General features: G+C 70.1%; 12 protein-coding genes. 1 reads left to right on the top strand and 11 read right to left on the bottom strand.

Annotated features, from left to right (window positions below; genetic code table 11):
* Positions 1-40: 40 nt before the first annotated feature.
* The 3 genes from ABIB25_RS19910 to ftsZ form a co-directional block, all read right to left on the bottom strand.
* Positions 41-715 (bottom strand): cell division protein SepF, encoded by a 675-nt coding sequence (locus tag ABIB25_RS19910; protein WP_354530254.1) that lies wholly within the window; start codon positions 713-715, stop codon positions 41-43.
* A gap of 113 nt (positions 716-828) precedes the next feature.
* On the bottom strand, positions 829-1575 hold the full coding sequence (gene pgeF / locus ABIB25_RS19905; protein WP_354530253.1) for a peptidoglycan editing factor PgeF: 747 nt from the start codon (positions 1573-1575) through the stop codon (positions 829-831).
* Entirely contained in the window at positions 1572-2771 is a 1200-nt protein-coding gene (gene ftsZ / locus ABIB25_RS19900) for a cell division protein FtsZ (protein ID WP_354530252.1), read from the bottom strand. The genes pgeF and ftsZ overlap by 4 nt, the downstream gene beginning before the upstream one ends.
* 306 nt (positions 2772-3077) lie before the next feature.
* On the opposite strand from ftsZ, the gene ABIB25_RS19895 reads away from it, so the two are divergent.
* Complete coding sequence (locus tag ABIB25_RS19895; protein WP_354530251.1) at positions 3078-3908, top strand: sulfite exporter TauE/SafE family protein; 831 nt, start codon at positions 3078-3080, stop codon at positions 3906-3908.
* A gap of 123 nt (positions 3909-4031) precedes the next feature.
* On the opposite strand, the gene ABIB25_RS19890 is transcribed toward ABIB25_RS19895, so the two are convergent.
* Genes ABIB25_RS19890 through ABIB25_RS19855 form a run of 8 tightly spaced genes read right to left on the bottom strand, consistent with a single transcriptional unit; the run spans position 4032 to position 14751 of the window.
* A complete protein-coding gene (locus ABIB25_RS19890; protein WP_354530250.1) occupies positions 4032-4754 on the bottom strand; it encodes a cell division protein FtsQ/DivIB in 723 nt (240 codons plus the stop codon).
* On the bottom strand, positions 4751-6259 hold the full coding sequence (gene murC, locus ABIB25_RS19885; RefSeq protein WP_354530249.1) for a UDP-N-acetylmuramate--L-alanine ligase: 1509 nt from the start codon (positions 6257-6259) through the stop codon (positions 4751-4753). The genes ABIB25_RS19890 and murC overlap by 4 nt, the downstream gene beginning before the upstream one ends.
* Positions 6256-7407 (bottom strand): UDP-N-acetylglucosamine--N-acetylmuramyl-(pentapeptide) pyrophosphoryl-undecaprenol N-acetylglucosamine transferase, encoded by a 1152-nt coding sequence (locus ABIB25_RS19880; protein ID WP_354530248.1) that lies wholly within the window; start codon positions 7405-7407, stop codon positions 6256-6258. Before ABIB25_RS19880 ends, murC begins: the two co-directional genes overlap by 4 nt.
* Complete coding sequence (gene ftsW, locus ABIB25_RS19875) at positions 7404-9074, bottom strand: putative lipid II flippase FtsW (RefSeq protein WP_354530247.1); 1671 nt, start codon at positions 9072-9074, stop codon at positions 7404-7406. Before ftsW ends, ABIB25_RS19880 begins: the two co-directional genes overlap by 4 nt.
* Positions 9071-10483 carry a UDP-N-acetylmuramoyl-L-alanine--D-glutamate ligase gene (gene murD, locus ABIB25_RS19870; RefSeq protein ID WP_502919862.1) on the bottom strand — a complete coding sequence of 471 codons (1413 nt, stop codon included), beginning with the start codon at positions 10481-10483 and terminating at the stop codon, positions 9071-9073. The genes ftsW and murD overlap by 4 nt, the downstream gene beginning before the upstream one ends.
* Positions 10476-11570 carry a phospho-N-acetylmuramoyl-pentapeptide-transferase gene (gene mraY, locus ABIB25_RS19865; protein WP_354530246.1) on the bottom strand — a complete coding sequence of 365 codons (1095 nt, stop codon included), beginning with the start codon at positions 11568-11570 and terminating at the stop codon, positions 10476-10478. Before mraY ends, murD begins: the two co-directional genes overlap by 8 nt.
* Positions 11567-13096 carry a UDP-N-acetylmuramoyl-tripeptide--D-alanyl-D-alanine ligase gene (locus ABIB25_RS19860; protein ID WP_354530245.1) on the bottom strand — a complete coding sequence of 510 codons (1530 nt, stop codon included), beginning with the start codon at positions 13094-13096 and terminating at the stop codon, positions 11567-11569. The genes mraY and ABIB25_RS19860 overlap by 4 nt, the downstream gene beginning before the upstream one ends.
* Positions 13093-14751 (bottom strand): UDP-N-acetylmuramoyl-L-alanyl-D-glutamate--2,6-diaminopimelate ligase, encoded by a 1659-nt coding sequence (locus ABIB25_RS19855; protein WP_502919861.1) that lies wholly within the window; start codon positions 14749-14751, stop codon positions 13093-13095. The genes ABIB25_RS19860 and ABIB25_RS19855 overlap by 4 nt, the downstream gene beginning before the upstream one ends.
* Positions 14752-14780 lie beyond the last annotated feature (29 nt).

Genomic DNA, 14780 nt, shown 5'->3' with positions numbered 1-14780 from the left:
ATTTTTACCTGACTCCGCGGCCGATGACGTCCGCCGCTGCTCAGCGGCCTGCGTATCCGCCGACGTAGGCCCGGGCGTCCTCGAGCGCGTGGGCTGCCCCGCCCGCGATATCGGCCTCGGCCGGCAGCAGCATGAAGACCTTCGGGGCCACCTTTTCGATGGACCCGCGGAGGGAGAAGGCGAGCCCGGCGGAGAAGTCGACGAGTCGGCGGGCGTCGGCGTCGGACATCCCGGTCATGTCCAGGATCACCGACTGGCCGTCGCGGTACTTCTCGCCGACGATGCGTGCCTCGCCGAAGCCGGTCAGTTTCACGCTGGCCGGGCGGGAGGCGGTGCTGGTGTCCGTGTCGCGACGCTGCTCGGCCTTCATGGCCAGTGCTCCCTGGGTGACGGGTTCGCTGCCGAAGGGGCGCCTGGTCGATCCGCCGCGCCCGCCGTGCGGGGCGGCGGAAGTCAGGTTCTCCTCGCCGGACGGGTGGTAGCCGTCGGCGGCGTGGGTATCGACCTTGGACCGGGTGTAGCCGCTCTCCGGGTAGGCCTTGGCGCCCGGTGCCTCACGGCCGTCGCGGGTGGCGGAACCGGCGTACGAGCCACGATCGCGAGGCGATTCATAGCCGTCGTCGTACGGGCCGGCGTCGTAGCCATCGGCGTCGTAGGGGTGCTGGTCGTCCGGAACCAATCCGAGGAAGGCCCCGACCCTGCGCCACGATCCCATTGGTCTGCTTCCTTCCTCGGCCGGTGCGGAGTGCACCGGATCTCCTGCTGTGACTGAGGTTATCGGCCCCTGCAACGGTCATCGTGCTGCGACACACCGTGTCGGGGCTGCCGCTACAACCGGATGACGCCGGCGAACCGCCCGGTCGGGGAAGATCTGCGGTGGCTGAACAGGTCCGGGTCCTCGCGGGTGCAGCGTTCGTCGATTTCGACCGCACCGACGCCAAGCGCCCGCAACTGACGAGCCAGACCGATCCGGAGGTCGAGACCTGCTGTGCCCTGGGCGGTCTCGCATGCAGAACCGGGCAACTGCGCTTCCACCGCGTCGCGCATGGCGGCCGGCACCTCGTAGCACCGGCCGCAGATCGCCGGGCCGAGGACGACCTGCAGATCGGGTGCATGCGCGCCGAGGGACACCATGCGGTCGACCAGCGCCGGGACGATGCCGGCCGCCGCGCCGAGACGGCCGGCGTGGGCCACTCCGATGACGCCGCGTTCCGGATCCTGCGCCATCACCGGGACGCAGTCGGCGACCAGCACCGCGAGGCCGACACCCGGTGTCGCGCTGACCATTCCATCGGTATAAGGCACGGGTTCCGGTGTCGGGCCGTTGATCTCGGCGATGTTCGTACCGTGCACCTGGCTCATGAAGGCGAGGAGCTGCGGTTCGGCACCGATCTCCCTGGTCAGAACGGACCTGTTGACCTGCACGGCCAGTGGATCGTCGCCGACGTTCAGGCCGAGGTTGAACTGCTCGTACGGCGGGCGGGAGATACCCTCCGCCCCTTCGAATCCCGCCCTGGTCGTGAACCGCCACCGTGATCCGTGGTCGTGGTACTCCTGATCCCGGGGGACCTTCACCGCTTCATGAAGGGCGGCACGTCCACGTCGTCGTCGTCATCGATGGGACGGGCCTGACGCGGTGCGCCGTAACCACTGTGCGGCGCGGGCGGTGCGGAGGCGGGCGTGTGCGGGACGTACGGGGCCTGCTGGGCGGGCTGCTGACCCGGCTGGCCCTCTCCCTGGTAGGGCTGCGGCGGCGGACGGAGCTCCCCCGCGGTGGCGTCGGCGATGTTGCGCGCCGGGCGACGGTCGGGCGTCGTGATGGACGGTGTCGAGTCGAAACCGGCGGCGATGACGGTCACCCTGACCTCGTCGCCGAGCGAGTCGTCGATCACCGTGCCGAAGATGATGTTGGCGTCCTCGTGTGCGGCCGCCTGGACGAGCGAAGCAGCCTCGTTGATCTCGAACAGACCCAGGTCGGAGCCGCCGGCGATCGACAGCAGCACGCCGTGTGCTCCGTCCATGGAGGCTTCCAGCAGCGGCGAACTGATCGCCTTGCCGGCCGCCTGGACGGCGCGCCCCTCGCCGCGGGCGGACCCGATGCCCATCAGGGCGGTGCCTGCTCCGGCCATCACCGACTTGACGTCGGCGAAGTCGACGTTGATCAGGCCCGGGGTGGTGATCAGGTCCGTGATGCCCTGGACGCCGTTGAGCAGCACCTCGTCGGCCGATCGGAAGGCGTCCATCAGGGAAACGTTGATGTCGCCGAGCTGCAGCAGTCGGTCGTTCGGGATGACGATGAGGGTGTCGCACTCGTTGCGCAGATCCTGGATGCCGGACTCCGCCTGCCCGCCGCGCCGCTTGCCCTCGAAGGCGAACGGCCGGGTGACGACACCGATGGTCAGCGCACCGAGCTTGCGGGCGATCGACGCGACGACGGGCGCGCCACCGGTGCCGGTGCCACCACCCTCGCCGGCCGTGACGAAGACCATGTCGGCGCCCTTGAGGACCTCCTCGATCTCCTCGCGGTGATCCTCGGCGGCCTGGCGCCCGACGTCCGGGTTCGCACCCGCGCCCAGTCCCCTGGTGAGTTCGCGGCCGACGTCGAGCTTGACGTCGGCGTCGCTCATCAGCAGCGCCTGGGCGTCCGTGTTGATCGCGATGAACTCGACCCCGCGGAGGCCGACCTCGATCATCCGGTTGACCGCGTTGACGCCGCCGCCGCCGATGCCGACGACCTTGATCACGGCGAGGTAGTTGTGCGGTGGCGTCATCGCCTGAGCCTTTCCTCTTGGTTGGAGATGCTTGGTTGGACTGCTGGGTGGGCGTGCTGGGCTTGGGCGTGTTGGGCATCGCAGGCTACGGCTCAAACCCTGAACCTCAACCAGATGGTTATAGTTATGTCAAGTGGTTCTGATGATGAAAATAGGTGCCGCCGGTGCCGGTCGGCGCAAGGCGCGCCGGATGTCTGCGCGATCAATGTTCGTTTGCCTACTTCGTGTCGAACGTGACTTCGTATGGACCCTGTCGATCGTGGCGGCGATTCTCGCTGATCGCGTTGACCGTACTGTCGAATCACCATGGAGATCGGACCGCGCACCATCGCGCTGCTGGTGCTCGCCGGCATCGGCGCCGGGATCACCGGCTCAACGGCAGGTCTGGCTTCCCTGGTGTCCTACCCGGCGCTGCTGGCGATCGGCCTCCCGCCGGTCACGGCCAACGTCACCAACACGGTGGCCCTGATCGGCAGCAGCATCGGATCGGTGTCCGGTTCCCGGCGGGAACTCGGGGGCCAGGGCCGGGACATCCGCCGGTGGACCGGGATCGCGATCGTCGGTGGGGCGGTCGGAGCCATTCTCCTGCTGGTCGGGCCGGCCGGAACCTTCGAGGACCTGGTGCCCTACCTGGTCGCCGGCGCGTCGGTGCTGCTGCTGTTCAGCCCACGCCTGCGGGCCATCAGGGCCGGGCGCAGCAAGGTGCCGCAGGTGGCGGGACCCGAGGCGGTCGGGCCCGGAGGAGGCGTTGGGTCCGGGGCGGCCGAGCCGATCGCCCCGTCCCCCAGCGGGCCGTTGATGCCGATCGCCCTGTTCCTGACGTGCCTCTACGGCGGCTACTTCGGCGCGGCCGCCGGGGTGATGATCCTGGCGCTGCTGCTCTTCGCCACCGACAAGACGCTGCCGGCCGCCAACGCGCTGAAGAACCTCCTGCTCGGGATGGCCAACGCCGTTGCCGCCGTTGCCTTCTCGATCTTCGCCGACGTCCGCTGGGCGGCCGTCATCCCGTTGATGCTGGGCTGCATCGTCGGCGGCGCTGTCGGCCCGGCCATCGTGCGACGCGTACCCCCCACCCTGATGCGCGTCGTCATCGCCACCGCCGGGTTCGCCCTCGCCGTGAAGCTGTGGCTGGGCTGAGGTTCGCGCTTATCAACATCGACTGCGCTGACGAAGTTGGCGGTTTTGGGACCTGAGTGACAGAAATCGACCCGATCATGAGCGCCGTCGAAGTTGATAAGCGCGGGGCGGGGCGGGGCGGGGCTAGGGGCGGACGGTGACGTAGGCGGGGTCGGAGATGTCGTAGGTCTTGCCCGGCTGGGCAAGGACAGCCGCGAGGATCTGCATCTTGCGGGCGCCTTCCTCCGGGCTGCCCCAGACCACCGAGCGGCCGTCGCGCAGTTGCAGCACCACCGCGTAGGGCGACCGGGCGCTGACCGAAGCCAGCGTCGACCGGATCGGTCCGGTCAGCTGCTCGACCACGGCGAGAGCGGCCCGGGTGGACGGGTCGAGTGGGCCGGGAGTGGCAAGTTCGACGGTCGGCAGAGCGGTCGGCACGGCCGCCTTGACGACCCTCAGGTAAGGCACGCCGCTGGCGTCCAGCAGCCAGAACGCTCCGTTGGCGCTGGTCACCGCAACCGGAACCCGTTGCGTCACCGTGATCATCAGGTTGTTGGGCCAGTGACGGGACACCGACACGGCCGAGACCTGCGGCACGGCAAGGACCTTGGCCCTCACCTCACCGAGATCGATGCGCAGCAGCGGCGTGCCGTCGGGAACGTCCACCGCCGACGTCACCGCCTCGCTGACCGCCGCCGACAGATCTCCGGCCGACGCGGTGACGTCGACCCGCTGCAATCCGAGGACCGGCGTCGCGTAGACCACGAAGGCGCCGCCGCCGATCAGGGTCAGCACCAGGGCGAGGGCCAGCACCCACGGCCACCGCCGGTGCTGCGGGCGCTGCTGAACCCCTTGTCCCGACGTCATCGGGACTCCAGGTGTTCCAGCAGCTGCGGACCGAGCATGGTGACGTCGCCCGCTCCCATGGTGATGACCAGATCGCCCGGCCGCACCAGGTTTCCGACCGTCTCGGGTACCGCGGCCAGCGACGGCAGGTACAGCACCTGACGGCTGTCCGCCCCGTCGGTGACCGGACCATCGGGGATCTGCCGGGTGATCAGCTCGCCGCTGACCCCGGGCACCGGATCTTCACGGGCACCGTAGACGTCGAGCACGACCACCACGTCGGCGGCCGAGAGGGCGGTCGCGAACTGCGCGGCGAACGCCACCGTCCGCGAGTAGAGGTGCGGCTGGAAGATCACCACCAGCCGGCCCGCCTCGTGCGGTTCCGGTGTCCAACCCGAGTCCGCGGTGCCGGCCAGCACCGAGCGGGCGGCCAGCAACTGGGCGGCGACCTCGGTCGGGTGGTGGGCGTAGTCGTCGTAGACGGACACGCCGCAGGACCGGCCCTTGTACTCGAAGCGGCGCCGCACGCCGGTGTAGGCGGCGAGCCCGGCCGCCATCGTGTCGGCGGAAACTCCGAGTGCGATGCCGGCGGCCAGCGCCGCGACCGCGTTGGACAGCATGTGCGCACCGGGGACCGCCAGATGCAGCAGTACGTCCACCTCACCGGCGACCTGCACCACCGCCGTCCCGCCGTGCCCGGCCGGCCGGTGGTCGGTGATCCGCAGGTCGGCACCGTCGGTGAAGCCGTACGTGACGATGCGGGGGCTACCCGGCTGCCCGGCCACCTCGGACATCAGCGTCCTGGTACCCGGATCGTCCAGGCACAGCACCAGGAATCCACCGGGCATGATCCGGTCGACGAACTGCCGGAAAACGGCAGCGTAGGCCTCGGCGGTGCCGTGGTGGTCGAGGTGATCCGCCTCGAGATTGGTGATGATCGCTCCGTGCGGCGCGAAGGCCAGGAAGGAGCCGTCGGACTCGTCGGACTCGGCGACGAAGATGTCACCGGTGCCGTGGTGCGCACCCGATCCGGATTCGTTGAGTTCGCCTCCGATGGCGAAGGACGGGTCGAGTCCGGCGGCCTGCAGTGCCACCGTCAGCATCGACGTGGTCGAGGTCTTGCCGTGGGTGCCGGCGACGCACACGCTGCGGTGATCGGTCATCAACGCGGCCAGCGCGATGGCCCGCTGCAGCACCGGGATGCCGCGGCGCCTGGCCTCGACGACCTCGGGATTGGTGAGCCGGATGGCCGTCGAGACGACGACCGCCGTCGGGCCGCCGGGCAGCAAATCCAGGTTGTCGCCCGTGTGGCCGACCGCCGTCAGCACCCCGCGCTGGGCAAGCCCCGTCAGGACGTGGGAGCCCTTGGCGTCGGACCCGGAGACCGGGAGACCGCGATCGGCGAGAATCCGTGCGATCGCGCTCATCCCCGCTCCGCCGATGCCGACCATGTGCACCCGCGAGAGCGAGGTACCGTCGGCGGCGATCGGTGGATCGACAGGCAGACCCTCTGTCCCGCTAATCATCTCGCCTCGCCGCTGGTCATGTCGCCGCTCCGGGGCGCTCCGGGGTCCCGGCGACCGGCGGCACCAAGGACCAGCCGCGCGATCACGTCGTCGGCGTCCAGGGTGGAACTGGTGTTGGCCGCCGCGGACATCTTGGCCAGCCGGTCCGGGTCCTTCACCAGCGGCACGATCCGGTCCAGGATGGCCCGACCGGTCAGCTCGTCCTCGTCGATGGTCAGGGCCGCGCCGGACTCGACCTGGGGCACCGCGTTCAGCCGCTGCTCGCCATTGCCGAAGACCAACGGCACATACACCACGGGCACCTTGAGGGCACCGATCTCGGCGACGGTGATGGCGCCCGACCTGGCCACGATCAGATCGGCCGCGGCGTAGGCGAGGTCCATCCGGTTCAGGTACGGGGTCGGGACATACGGCGGCACACCGGGTTCCGCCCTCGGCAGCACCACGGGCTTGGCCCGGCCGTGGGCATGCAGCACGCCGACCCCGGCCCGGCCCAATTCCGCCGCGATGCCGCTGAAGGCGTCGTTGAGCTTGATCGCGCCGAGCGACCCACCGATGACGAGCAGGGTCGGTGCATCGGGATCGAGCCCGAAGTACGCCCTGGCCTCCACCCGCAGCGCTTTCAGATCCAGCCCGGACAGCGATCGCCGCACTGGATTGCCCACCACCACCGCATCCTTGAGTCCGGACCCCGGGACGGCGGCCGCGACGATGGCGGCCACCCGGGCGCCGACCTTGTTCGCGATCCCGGCCCTGGCGTTCGCTTCGTGGACCACTACCGGAATCCGGTGGCGCAGCGAGACTCTCGCCGCGAGATAGGCCGGCAGCGAGACATATCCGCCGAATCCGATGACGACGTCGATTCGTTCCGCCCTGATCACCGCGGCGGCGGCCCGGACGGTACGCACCAGACGCGCCGGGATGCGCAGCGCTTCCAGATTGATCTTGCGGCGGAACTTGACCTCGGGGATGAGCCGCAATTCGTAGCCGGCCTCCGGCACCAGGATGGTCTCCAGCCCGCCGGCGGTGCCGAGACAGATGATCCGGATCGACGGGTCGGCCCGGACGAGTGCGTCGGCCACTGCCAGGGCGGGCTGCACGTGCCCGGCACTGCCACCACCGGCGATCAGGACCCGCACGCCGCTCACGGGCGACCGCGCCGCGGGCGGCGGTCGGGCTCGACGAAGGAACGACCCTGCCAATCGGCGGACGGCAGCGTGCCCCGGGAGTCACCGGACCGCCGCAGCCGGACGGGCGAGCGGAGCGACGGGGAATGTGGTGGCGGAGTCCGGTCGGCACCCGGCCCGTACCCGGCCCACCGTGCCGCGCTGTCCGGACGCGCCTGACGTTCGGTGCGGTTCGGACTATCCTGACCATCGACGCGGACCGAACGGCCGGATCGTCTGGCGGGTTCGGCCCGGCGCCGGACCGTGCGCTCGGCGGATCGCCCAGGATCGCTGACCGCCGTGGACCTGACGGGCCGCTGGGGCCGGCGCGCCGGACGGGCCGTTGCCGGCTTGCGGGCCTTCGGCGGCCTGCGGGCCTTGGGCGGCTTGGGCGGTTTCGCGCCGAGTCCGAGGAACCTGGCCATCCGGCCGGGCCCCTGGGAGCGCAGCGCAGCGGCGGCGTGCGGTTCCCGGCGTGCGAAATTGGCCAGCAGCCCGAACACCACCATGGTGATCACCAACGACGTTCCGCCCCGGGAGATCATCGGTAACGGGATACCGGTGACCGGCAGCAGACCGACGACGTAGCCGATGTTGATCGCGGCCTGACCGACGAGCCAGATGGTGGCCGCCGAGGCCACGATCTTGATGAACGGGTCGACGTTGCGGCGGGCGATCCGCAGACCGGTGTAGGCCAGCATGCCGAAGAGCAGCAGCACCAGACCGGCCCCGACAAGACCGAGTTCCTCGCCGATCACGGCGAAGATGAAGTCGGAATCGGCGTTCGGCAACCAGCCGAACTTCGCCTGCGACGCGCCGAGTCCGGCGCCGAAGAGACCGCCGGTCCCCAGTGAGTAGTAGCTCTGGTGGATCTGGTAGACGGCCGCCTTGGAGGCCGAGCCGGGGTCCAGCCAGGTGGCGATCCGCGCCGAGCGGTAGCCGGCCGAGGTGGCGAGGTAGACGACGACTGCGCCGCCGGCCGCGGTCAGCCCGGCGAACATCCACCAGGGGGCGCCGGCAAACCACAGCACGGCGATGAAGACGATGCCGAGGCTGACCGTGGTGCCGAGATCGGGTTCCAACATGATCAGGCCGACCATCAGGACGAAGATCGGCAGCACCGGGAACAGCAGAGCCCGGATCGAGCGAAGGGTGTTGCGCCGGGCGGCCAGGGTGTGACCCATCCAGATCAGCAGCGCCAGCTTGGCCACCTCGCTGGGCTGGAACTGGATCGGGCCGAGGTCGATCCAGCTGCGGGCACCTCCGGTTCGCTTGCCGATGCCCGGGAGCAGGACTGCGGCCAGCAGAGCCAGGCACACCGCCACCAGCGGGAACGAGAACGTCCGCATCACGCGCACGGACAGTCGGGACGCGAACAGGAATCCGCTCAGCCCGATCACCGCGAAGATCGCCTGGTTCTCGAACGTGGCGAACGGCGCGCCGCCGTTGGCGTGGAAGGAGGCGATCGACGACGCCGACAGGACCATCAACAGCCCGAACCCGAGCATCAGGAAGGTGATGCCGATGATCAGGTGCCACGACGTCATCGGGCGGTCGAGCCAGTCCTTGGCGGTGCGGCGCAGACCGGACAGCGGCCGGCGACCGGACCCACCGGAGGAGACGCCGCGCGTGGTGTTCGTCGACGTCACGAGCGCGTTTCCAGCCAGGCGACAGCCGCCGCGAAGGCGGCGCCGCGGGCGGCGTAGGAGGCGAACATGTCCAGGGACGCCGCGGCCGGTGCCAGCAGCACCACATCGCCCGGCGCAGCCATCGTCGCGGCCGCTCCCACCACCTCGGTCATGACCCCATCGTCGTTGCCGGTGACGTCCATCCGGGGGACATTCGGCGCGTGTCGGGAAAGTGCCGCCGCGATGATGGGGGCGTCGACGCCGATCAGCACGACGCCCACCAATCGGTCCGCGATCGCCAGCACCAGGTCGTCGATGGAGGCACCCTTCAACTGCCCGCCGGCGATCCAGACCACCCTGGCGTAGGAGGCGAGCGACGCCGCGGCGGCGTGCGGGTTGGTCGCCTTGGAGTCGTCGACGTAGGCGACCCCGTCGACCTCGGCGATCTGGACGTTGCGGTGCGCCCCGGGCAGGAAGTCCCGGAGTCCTTGCGCCACCGCGGTTCCCGACACACCGGACGCGAGGGCCATGGCCGCGGCGGACAGTGCATTGGTGACGTTGTGCACGCCGGCCGGCCGGATCTCCGCCGCCGGCAGCAGCGGTCCGGCGCCGTAGGCGTCGTCGAACAGGTATCCGTCGAGCACGCCGAGCCCGCCGACCGGCGGTGGTCCGGCGGTGACCTCCACCTTGCGCGGCGCCGGGCTGGCAGACAGCAGGGCAGCCGCTCCGGGATCGTCGACGACCGCGATCGCCACCGCGCCGGTGAGGGCCCTCGCCTTGTCGGCGCCGTACGCCTGCATCGAACCGCCGTACCAGTCGAGGTGGTCCTCGACGAGGTTCAACAGGAGACCGACGGCCGGCCTGACGGACGGCGCGTAGTGCAACTGGAAACTGGACAGTTCGGCGGCGATCGTCTCCTGACGAGGATCGGCCATGACCGCCTCCAACGCCGGCCAGCCGACGTTGCCGCAGGCCGTCGCGACCTGACCGTCGGCGCGCAGGATCGACTCCAACATGCCGACGGTGGTGGTCTTGCCGTTGGTGCCGGTGACCACCAGCCAGTCCCGGGGCCGCACCGATGCCCGGTCGACCCGCCAGGCCAGTTCGATCTCGCCGATCACCTCGACGCCGGCCGCCGTGGCCGCGACCAGGATCGGTGTGGTGGGCCGGAATCCGGGAGAGGTGACCAACAACGTGGTGCCGGCCGGCGGGGCGGGCAGGTCGGCGACCGACCGGACGGCATCCCGCAGGTCGGCCGGCAGCGTCGGCGCGACGCGGTCGGCGGTGACCAGCACGGTGGCCCCGATCCCGACCAGGTACTTCAGGACGGCCAGACCCGAGACCCCGCCACCGGTCACCACCACCAGGTCACCGGCGCGCGGCAGCACGAGCGTCGATGACCGGCCGGCCGAAGGCGCCTGCTCAGCCACCGGTGTGCGAGAGCCAGTCCGCGTAGAACAGCGCGGCCCCCAGCGCGGCCGACATGGCCGCGAGCAGCCAGAAGCGCACCATCACGGTGGTCTCGGTCCAGCCGCCGACCTCGAAGTGGTGGTGGAACGGAGCCATCTTGAAGATCCGGATCCTGCGCGTCTTGTAGACCAGGATCTGCACCACCACCGACAGCATCTCGACCACGGCGAGGCCGGCGATCACCACCGTCAGGAGCTCGGTCCGAGTCAGGATCGACAGCCCGGCGATCAGGCCGCCCAGGGCCAGCGATCCGGCGTCACCCATGAAGATGCGGGCCGGATGGGCGTTCCACCACAGGAAACCGATGCAGCCACCGAGCGCCGCCGCCGCGACCACCGCGATGTCCAGTGGGTCACGGACCTGGTAACAACCGTTGAGGGCGGCGCCGGAAAGCTCGGTGTTGAAGCAGGCGTTGCGGAACTGGTAATAGCAGATGAAGACGTAGGTGCCGAGCACCATGACGCACGAGCCTGCCGCGAGGCCGTCGAGCCCGTCGGTGAAGTTGACGGCGTTGGACCAGGCGGCGATGACCAGGATCGCGAAGATCACGAAGCCGATGGCACCGAAGGTGATGAACTTCAAATCCCGGGCGTAGGACAGGTGGGTGGACGCGGGCGTCGATCCGCCGACGTTGCGGAACTGCAACGCCAGGACCGCGAAGGACACCGCGATGAACAACTGTCCGATCAACTTCGCGCGCTTGTTCAGCCCCAGGCTGCGTTGCTTTCTGATCTTGATGTAGTCGTCGAGCATGCCGACGACGCCGAGTCCGGTCGTCAGGTAGAGCAGCAGCCAGGCGGAGGCCGTCGGACCGGCGCCGCCGGTGGCCATCTGGACGATCACCGACGCCAGGTATCCGGTCCACATCGCGATGATGATCGCGGTGCCGCCCATGGTCGGCGTACCCCGCTTCTTCAGGTGCGTCTGCGGGCCGTCGTCCCGGATCTCCTGGCCGAAACCCTGCCGGGAGAAGACCTTGATGAGGTAGGGCGTCAGCAGGATCGACACCACCAGCCCGACGACCGCGGCGATCAGGATCGACTTCACACTGGCTCCTGGGAGGTCGACGATCCGGTTGTCGCTGCATCACCCTCGGGGACCGAGGTCAGGGTGGACGCCTCGGCCAGCAATGCGGTTGCCAGCCGGTCGAGACCGACCGAGCGGGAAGCCTTGACCAGCACCACGTCCTCCGGTTCCAACTGGGCGGAAAGTATTGCCAGGGCAGCGTCCATGTCGTCGACGATCTCGCTCTCGCCGCCCCACGAGCCTTCCAGGTGCGCCCCCAGGTGCAGCGGCCGGGCGGCCTGACCGACGACGATCAGCCGGTCGACCCCCAGCCGGACCACCAGCCGGCCGATGGCATCGTGCGCCTGCTGCGCGAGGTCGCCGAGCTCGGCCATCTCGCCCAGCACGGCCCAGGTATGACGGTGCTCGCCGATGACCGCAAGCGACTGCAGCGCGGCGCGCATCGACTCCGGATTGGCGTTGTAGGCGTCGTTGATGACGGTCACGCCGTCGGCCCGCTCGGTGATCTCCATCCGCCACCTGGACGCCGGGCGCGAGCCGTCCAGGGCGTCGGCGATCTGCGCGACAGCCATCCCGACTGCGCGGCCGACCGCCGCGGCGACCAGCGCGTTTCCGACCTGGTGTGCTCCCACCACCTGCAACGAGACCGGTGCGGAACCCTCCGGCGTGACGAGGGTGAAGTGGGCGCGCGCGCCACCGTCGTTGGTGACGTCGACGGCTCTGACCACTGCGCCGGTCCCGGTCCCGACCGTGACCACCTCGGCCGTGGTGCGGGCGGACATGGCCAACACCCGCGGGTCGTCGGCGTTGAGGATCGCCACCCCGCCGGCGGAGGCGGGTGGGAGTGCCTCGACCAGCTCACCCTTGGCATTCGCGATGGCCTCGACCGAACCGAACTCGCCGAGGTGGGCGGTGCCGACGTTGAGGACGGCACCGATCCGGGGCGGGACCGAGGCGGCCAGTGCTGCGATGTGTCCGATGCCGCGGGCGGAGAGCTCCATGACCAGGAATCTCGTCCCTGCCCCGGCCCGTAGCGCCGTGTAGGGATGGCCGAGCTCGTTGTTGAACGACTCCGGTGGCGCCACGACTGTGTCATCCCCCGACGCTCCGCTCGCCCTGGTGCTATCCCCGAACCCGGCGCGCAGCACGGAAGCGATCAGGTCCTTGGTCGAGGTCTTGCCGGCCGATCCGGTCACCCCGATGACGGTCAGGCCGCCGCGCTCCACCAACTCCGCCACGCTCACCGCTGCGATCTGCGACAGAGCCTGCAGCACCGCGTCGTTGTCCGGCACCTGCAGCAACGGAAGGGTCTCGCCGGTCCCGTCCAGCGGGTGCGAGCCGAGCGCGGCGACCGCCCCGGCCGCAGCGGCGGCGGCGGCGAAGTCGTGGCCGTCCACCCGCTCGCCCAGCAGCGCGACGAACAGCGCCCCCTGGGTGACCTTGCGGGTGTCGAATTCGACGCTCGTCACCACGACGTCGGCATCTGCCGGGGCGGGAACCGGGATGCCGATGATGTCGGCGATGCGGGCCAGGGTCATCGGGATCATCGGGCGGCCACCGCCTCGCCGGTATGACCGAGGCCGACCAGGGCCACCTCTGCTTCGGAGCGGTCGGAGAACGGGTGGATCACTCCCCCGACGTCCTGGCCCTGTTCGTGGCCCTTGCCGGCGATCACCACGGCATCGCCAGTGCGAGCCGCTGCCAGCGCGACGCGGATCGCCTCGTGACGGTCGCCGATCTCGCTGATCTGTACCGTTCCCGGACGAGCTCGAGGGACAGCACCCTTGGCGCCCAACAGGATTGCCGCCCGAATCGCAGCCGGCGACTCGGACCGGGGGTTGTCGTCCGTGACGATGAGCAGGTCCGCGACGGCCGCCGCGGCCGCCCCCATCAGCGGGCGCTTGCCGGCATCGCGGTCGCCACCGGCACCGACCACGACGATGAGGCGTCCGGTGAGGCCGGCGCTGATCGCTTCCAGCACTGCGGTGATGGCGGCCGGTTTATGCGCATAGTCGACGACCACCAGGAAACCCTGGCCGGCGTCCACCCGCTCCATCCGGCCGGGCACGACCACGTCACGCAGGGCGGCCGCCGCGAGCTCGACGTCCCGTCCGAGAGCGTCGACGCAGGCCAGGGCGACCACGGCGTTCGACACGTTGAAATGACCGGGAAGTGCGAGTTCCACGGTCAACAGGTCACCAGCCGGACGCCGGACCACCAGCTGCTGTCGTCCGGCCGCGGAAGCGGCGACATCCAGGACCGCCCAACCGGTTCCGGTGTCGGCGGTGGCCGACACGGTCACCGCATCGGGATGCAGGGCGGCGAGTCGGCGGCCGTACTCGTCGTCGACGTCGATCACTCCGGCAGCGGCCCGCCCGTCGAAGAGCATCGCCTTGGCCTGGAAGTACGACTCCATGTCCGGGTGGAAGTCGAGGTGGTCGTGGGAGAGATTGGTGAACGCACCAACGGCGAACGCGGTGCCGGCCACGCGGCCGAGGGACAGAGCGTGTGACGACACCTCCATCGCGACGGCGTCGACCCCGTGTTCCACCATCACGGCGAAGAGGCCTTGCAGATCCGGCGCCTCCGGGGTGGTGAGCAGGGAATTGCTGGCCTGTCCTGCGATCCGGGTCTGCACGGTGCCGACCAACCCGGTCCGGTGGCCCTCCGCGGACAGCGCCGCCTCGAGAAGGTAGCCGGTGGTGGTCTTCCCGGACGTACCGGTGACCCCGACCACCGCCAGACGCCGGCTCGGATCACCGTAGACGGCGGACGAGATCTGGCCGAGCACCGCCCTGGTGTCCTCCACCAGCAGGACCGGGACTGCCGTGGTCTCGTCAGCCGAACCGTCGGAGTTGCTCCGGACGGCGGCCAGACCGGCGCGATCGGTGAGGATCGCCGCAGCGCCGGCCCGGATGGCTTCGCCGGCGAAGACACCGCCGTGCACCTTGGTCCCCGGGAGCGCGGCGAACAGGTCGCCGGGACGGATGGACTGCGCGCGGAGGGTGATACCGGTGACGCTCACGTCGGGATCGGGGGGGCTGTCGCCCGACCCCGAGGAGGTGAGCGCCCCGTCGCGGAGGCCCGCCACCAGAGCGAGATGACCCAACCGCACTCCGACGACGGCAGCCGGGCGCAGCCCGCCGGAGCCGGGCACTGATGAGGTGGACACGTCGGTGAAGGCTACCGGTTCAGGGCACATCGGGGTTCATCGTTCGGGGTTCATCGTTC

Origin of the sequence: Nakamurella sp. UYEF19, assembly GCF_040546275.1 — a bacterium.
Lineage (GTDB): Bacteria > Actinomycetota > Actinomycetes > Mycobacteriales > Nakamurellaceae > Nakamurella.
This window is presented reverse-complemented; position numbering and strand designations above follow the sequence as displayed.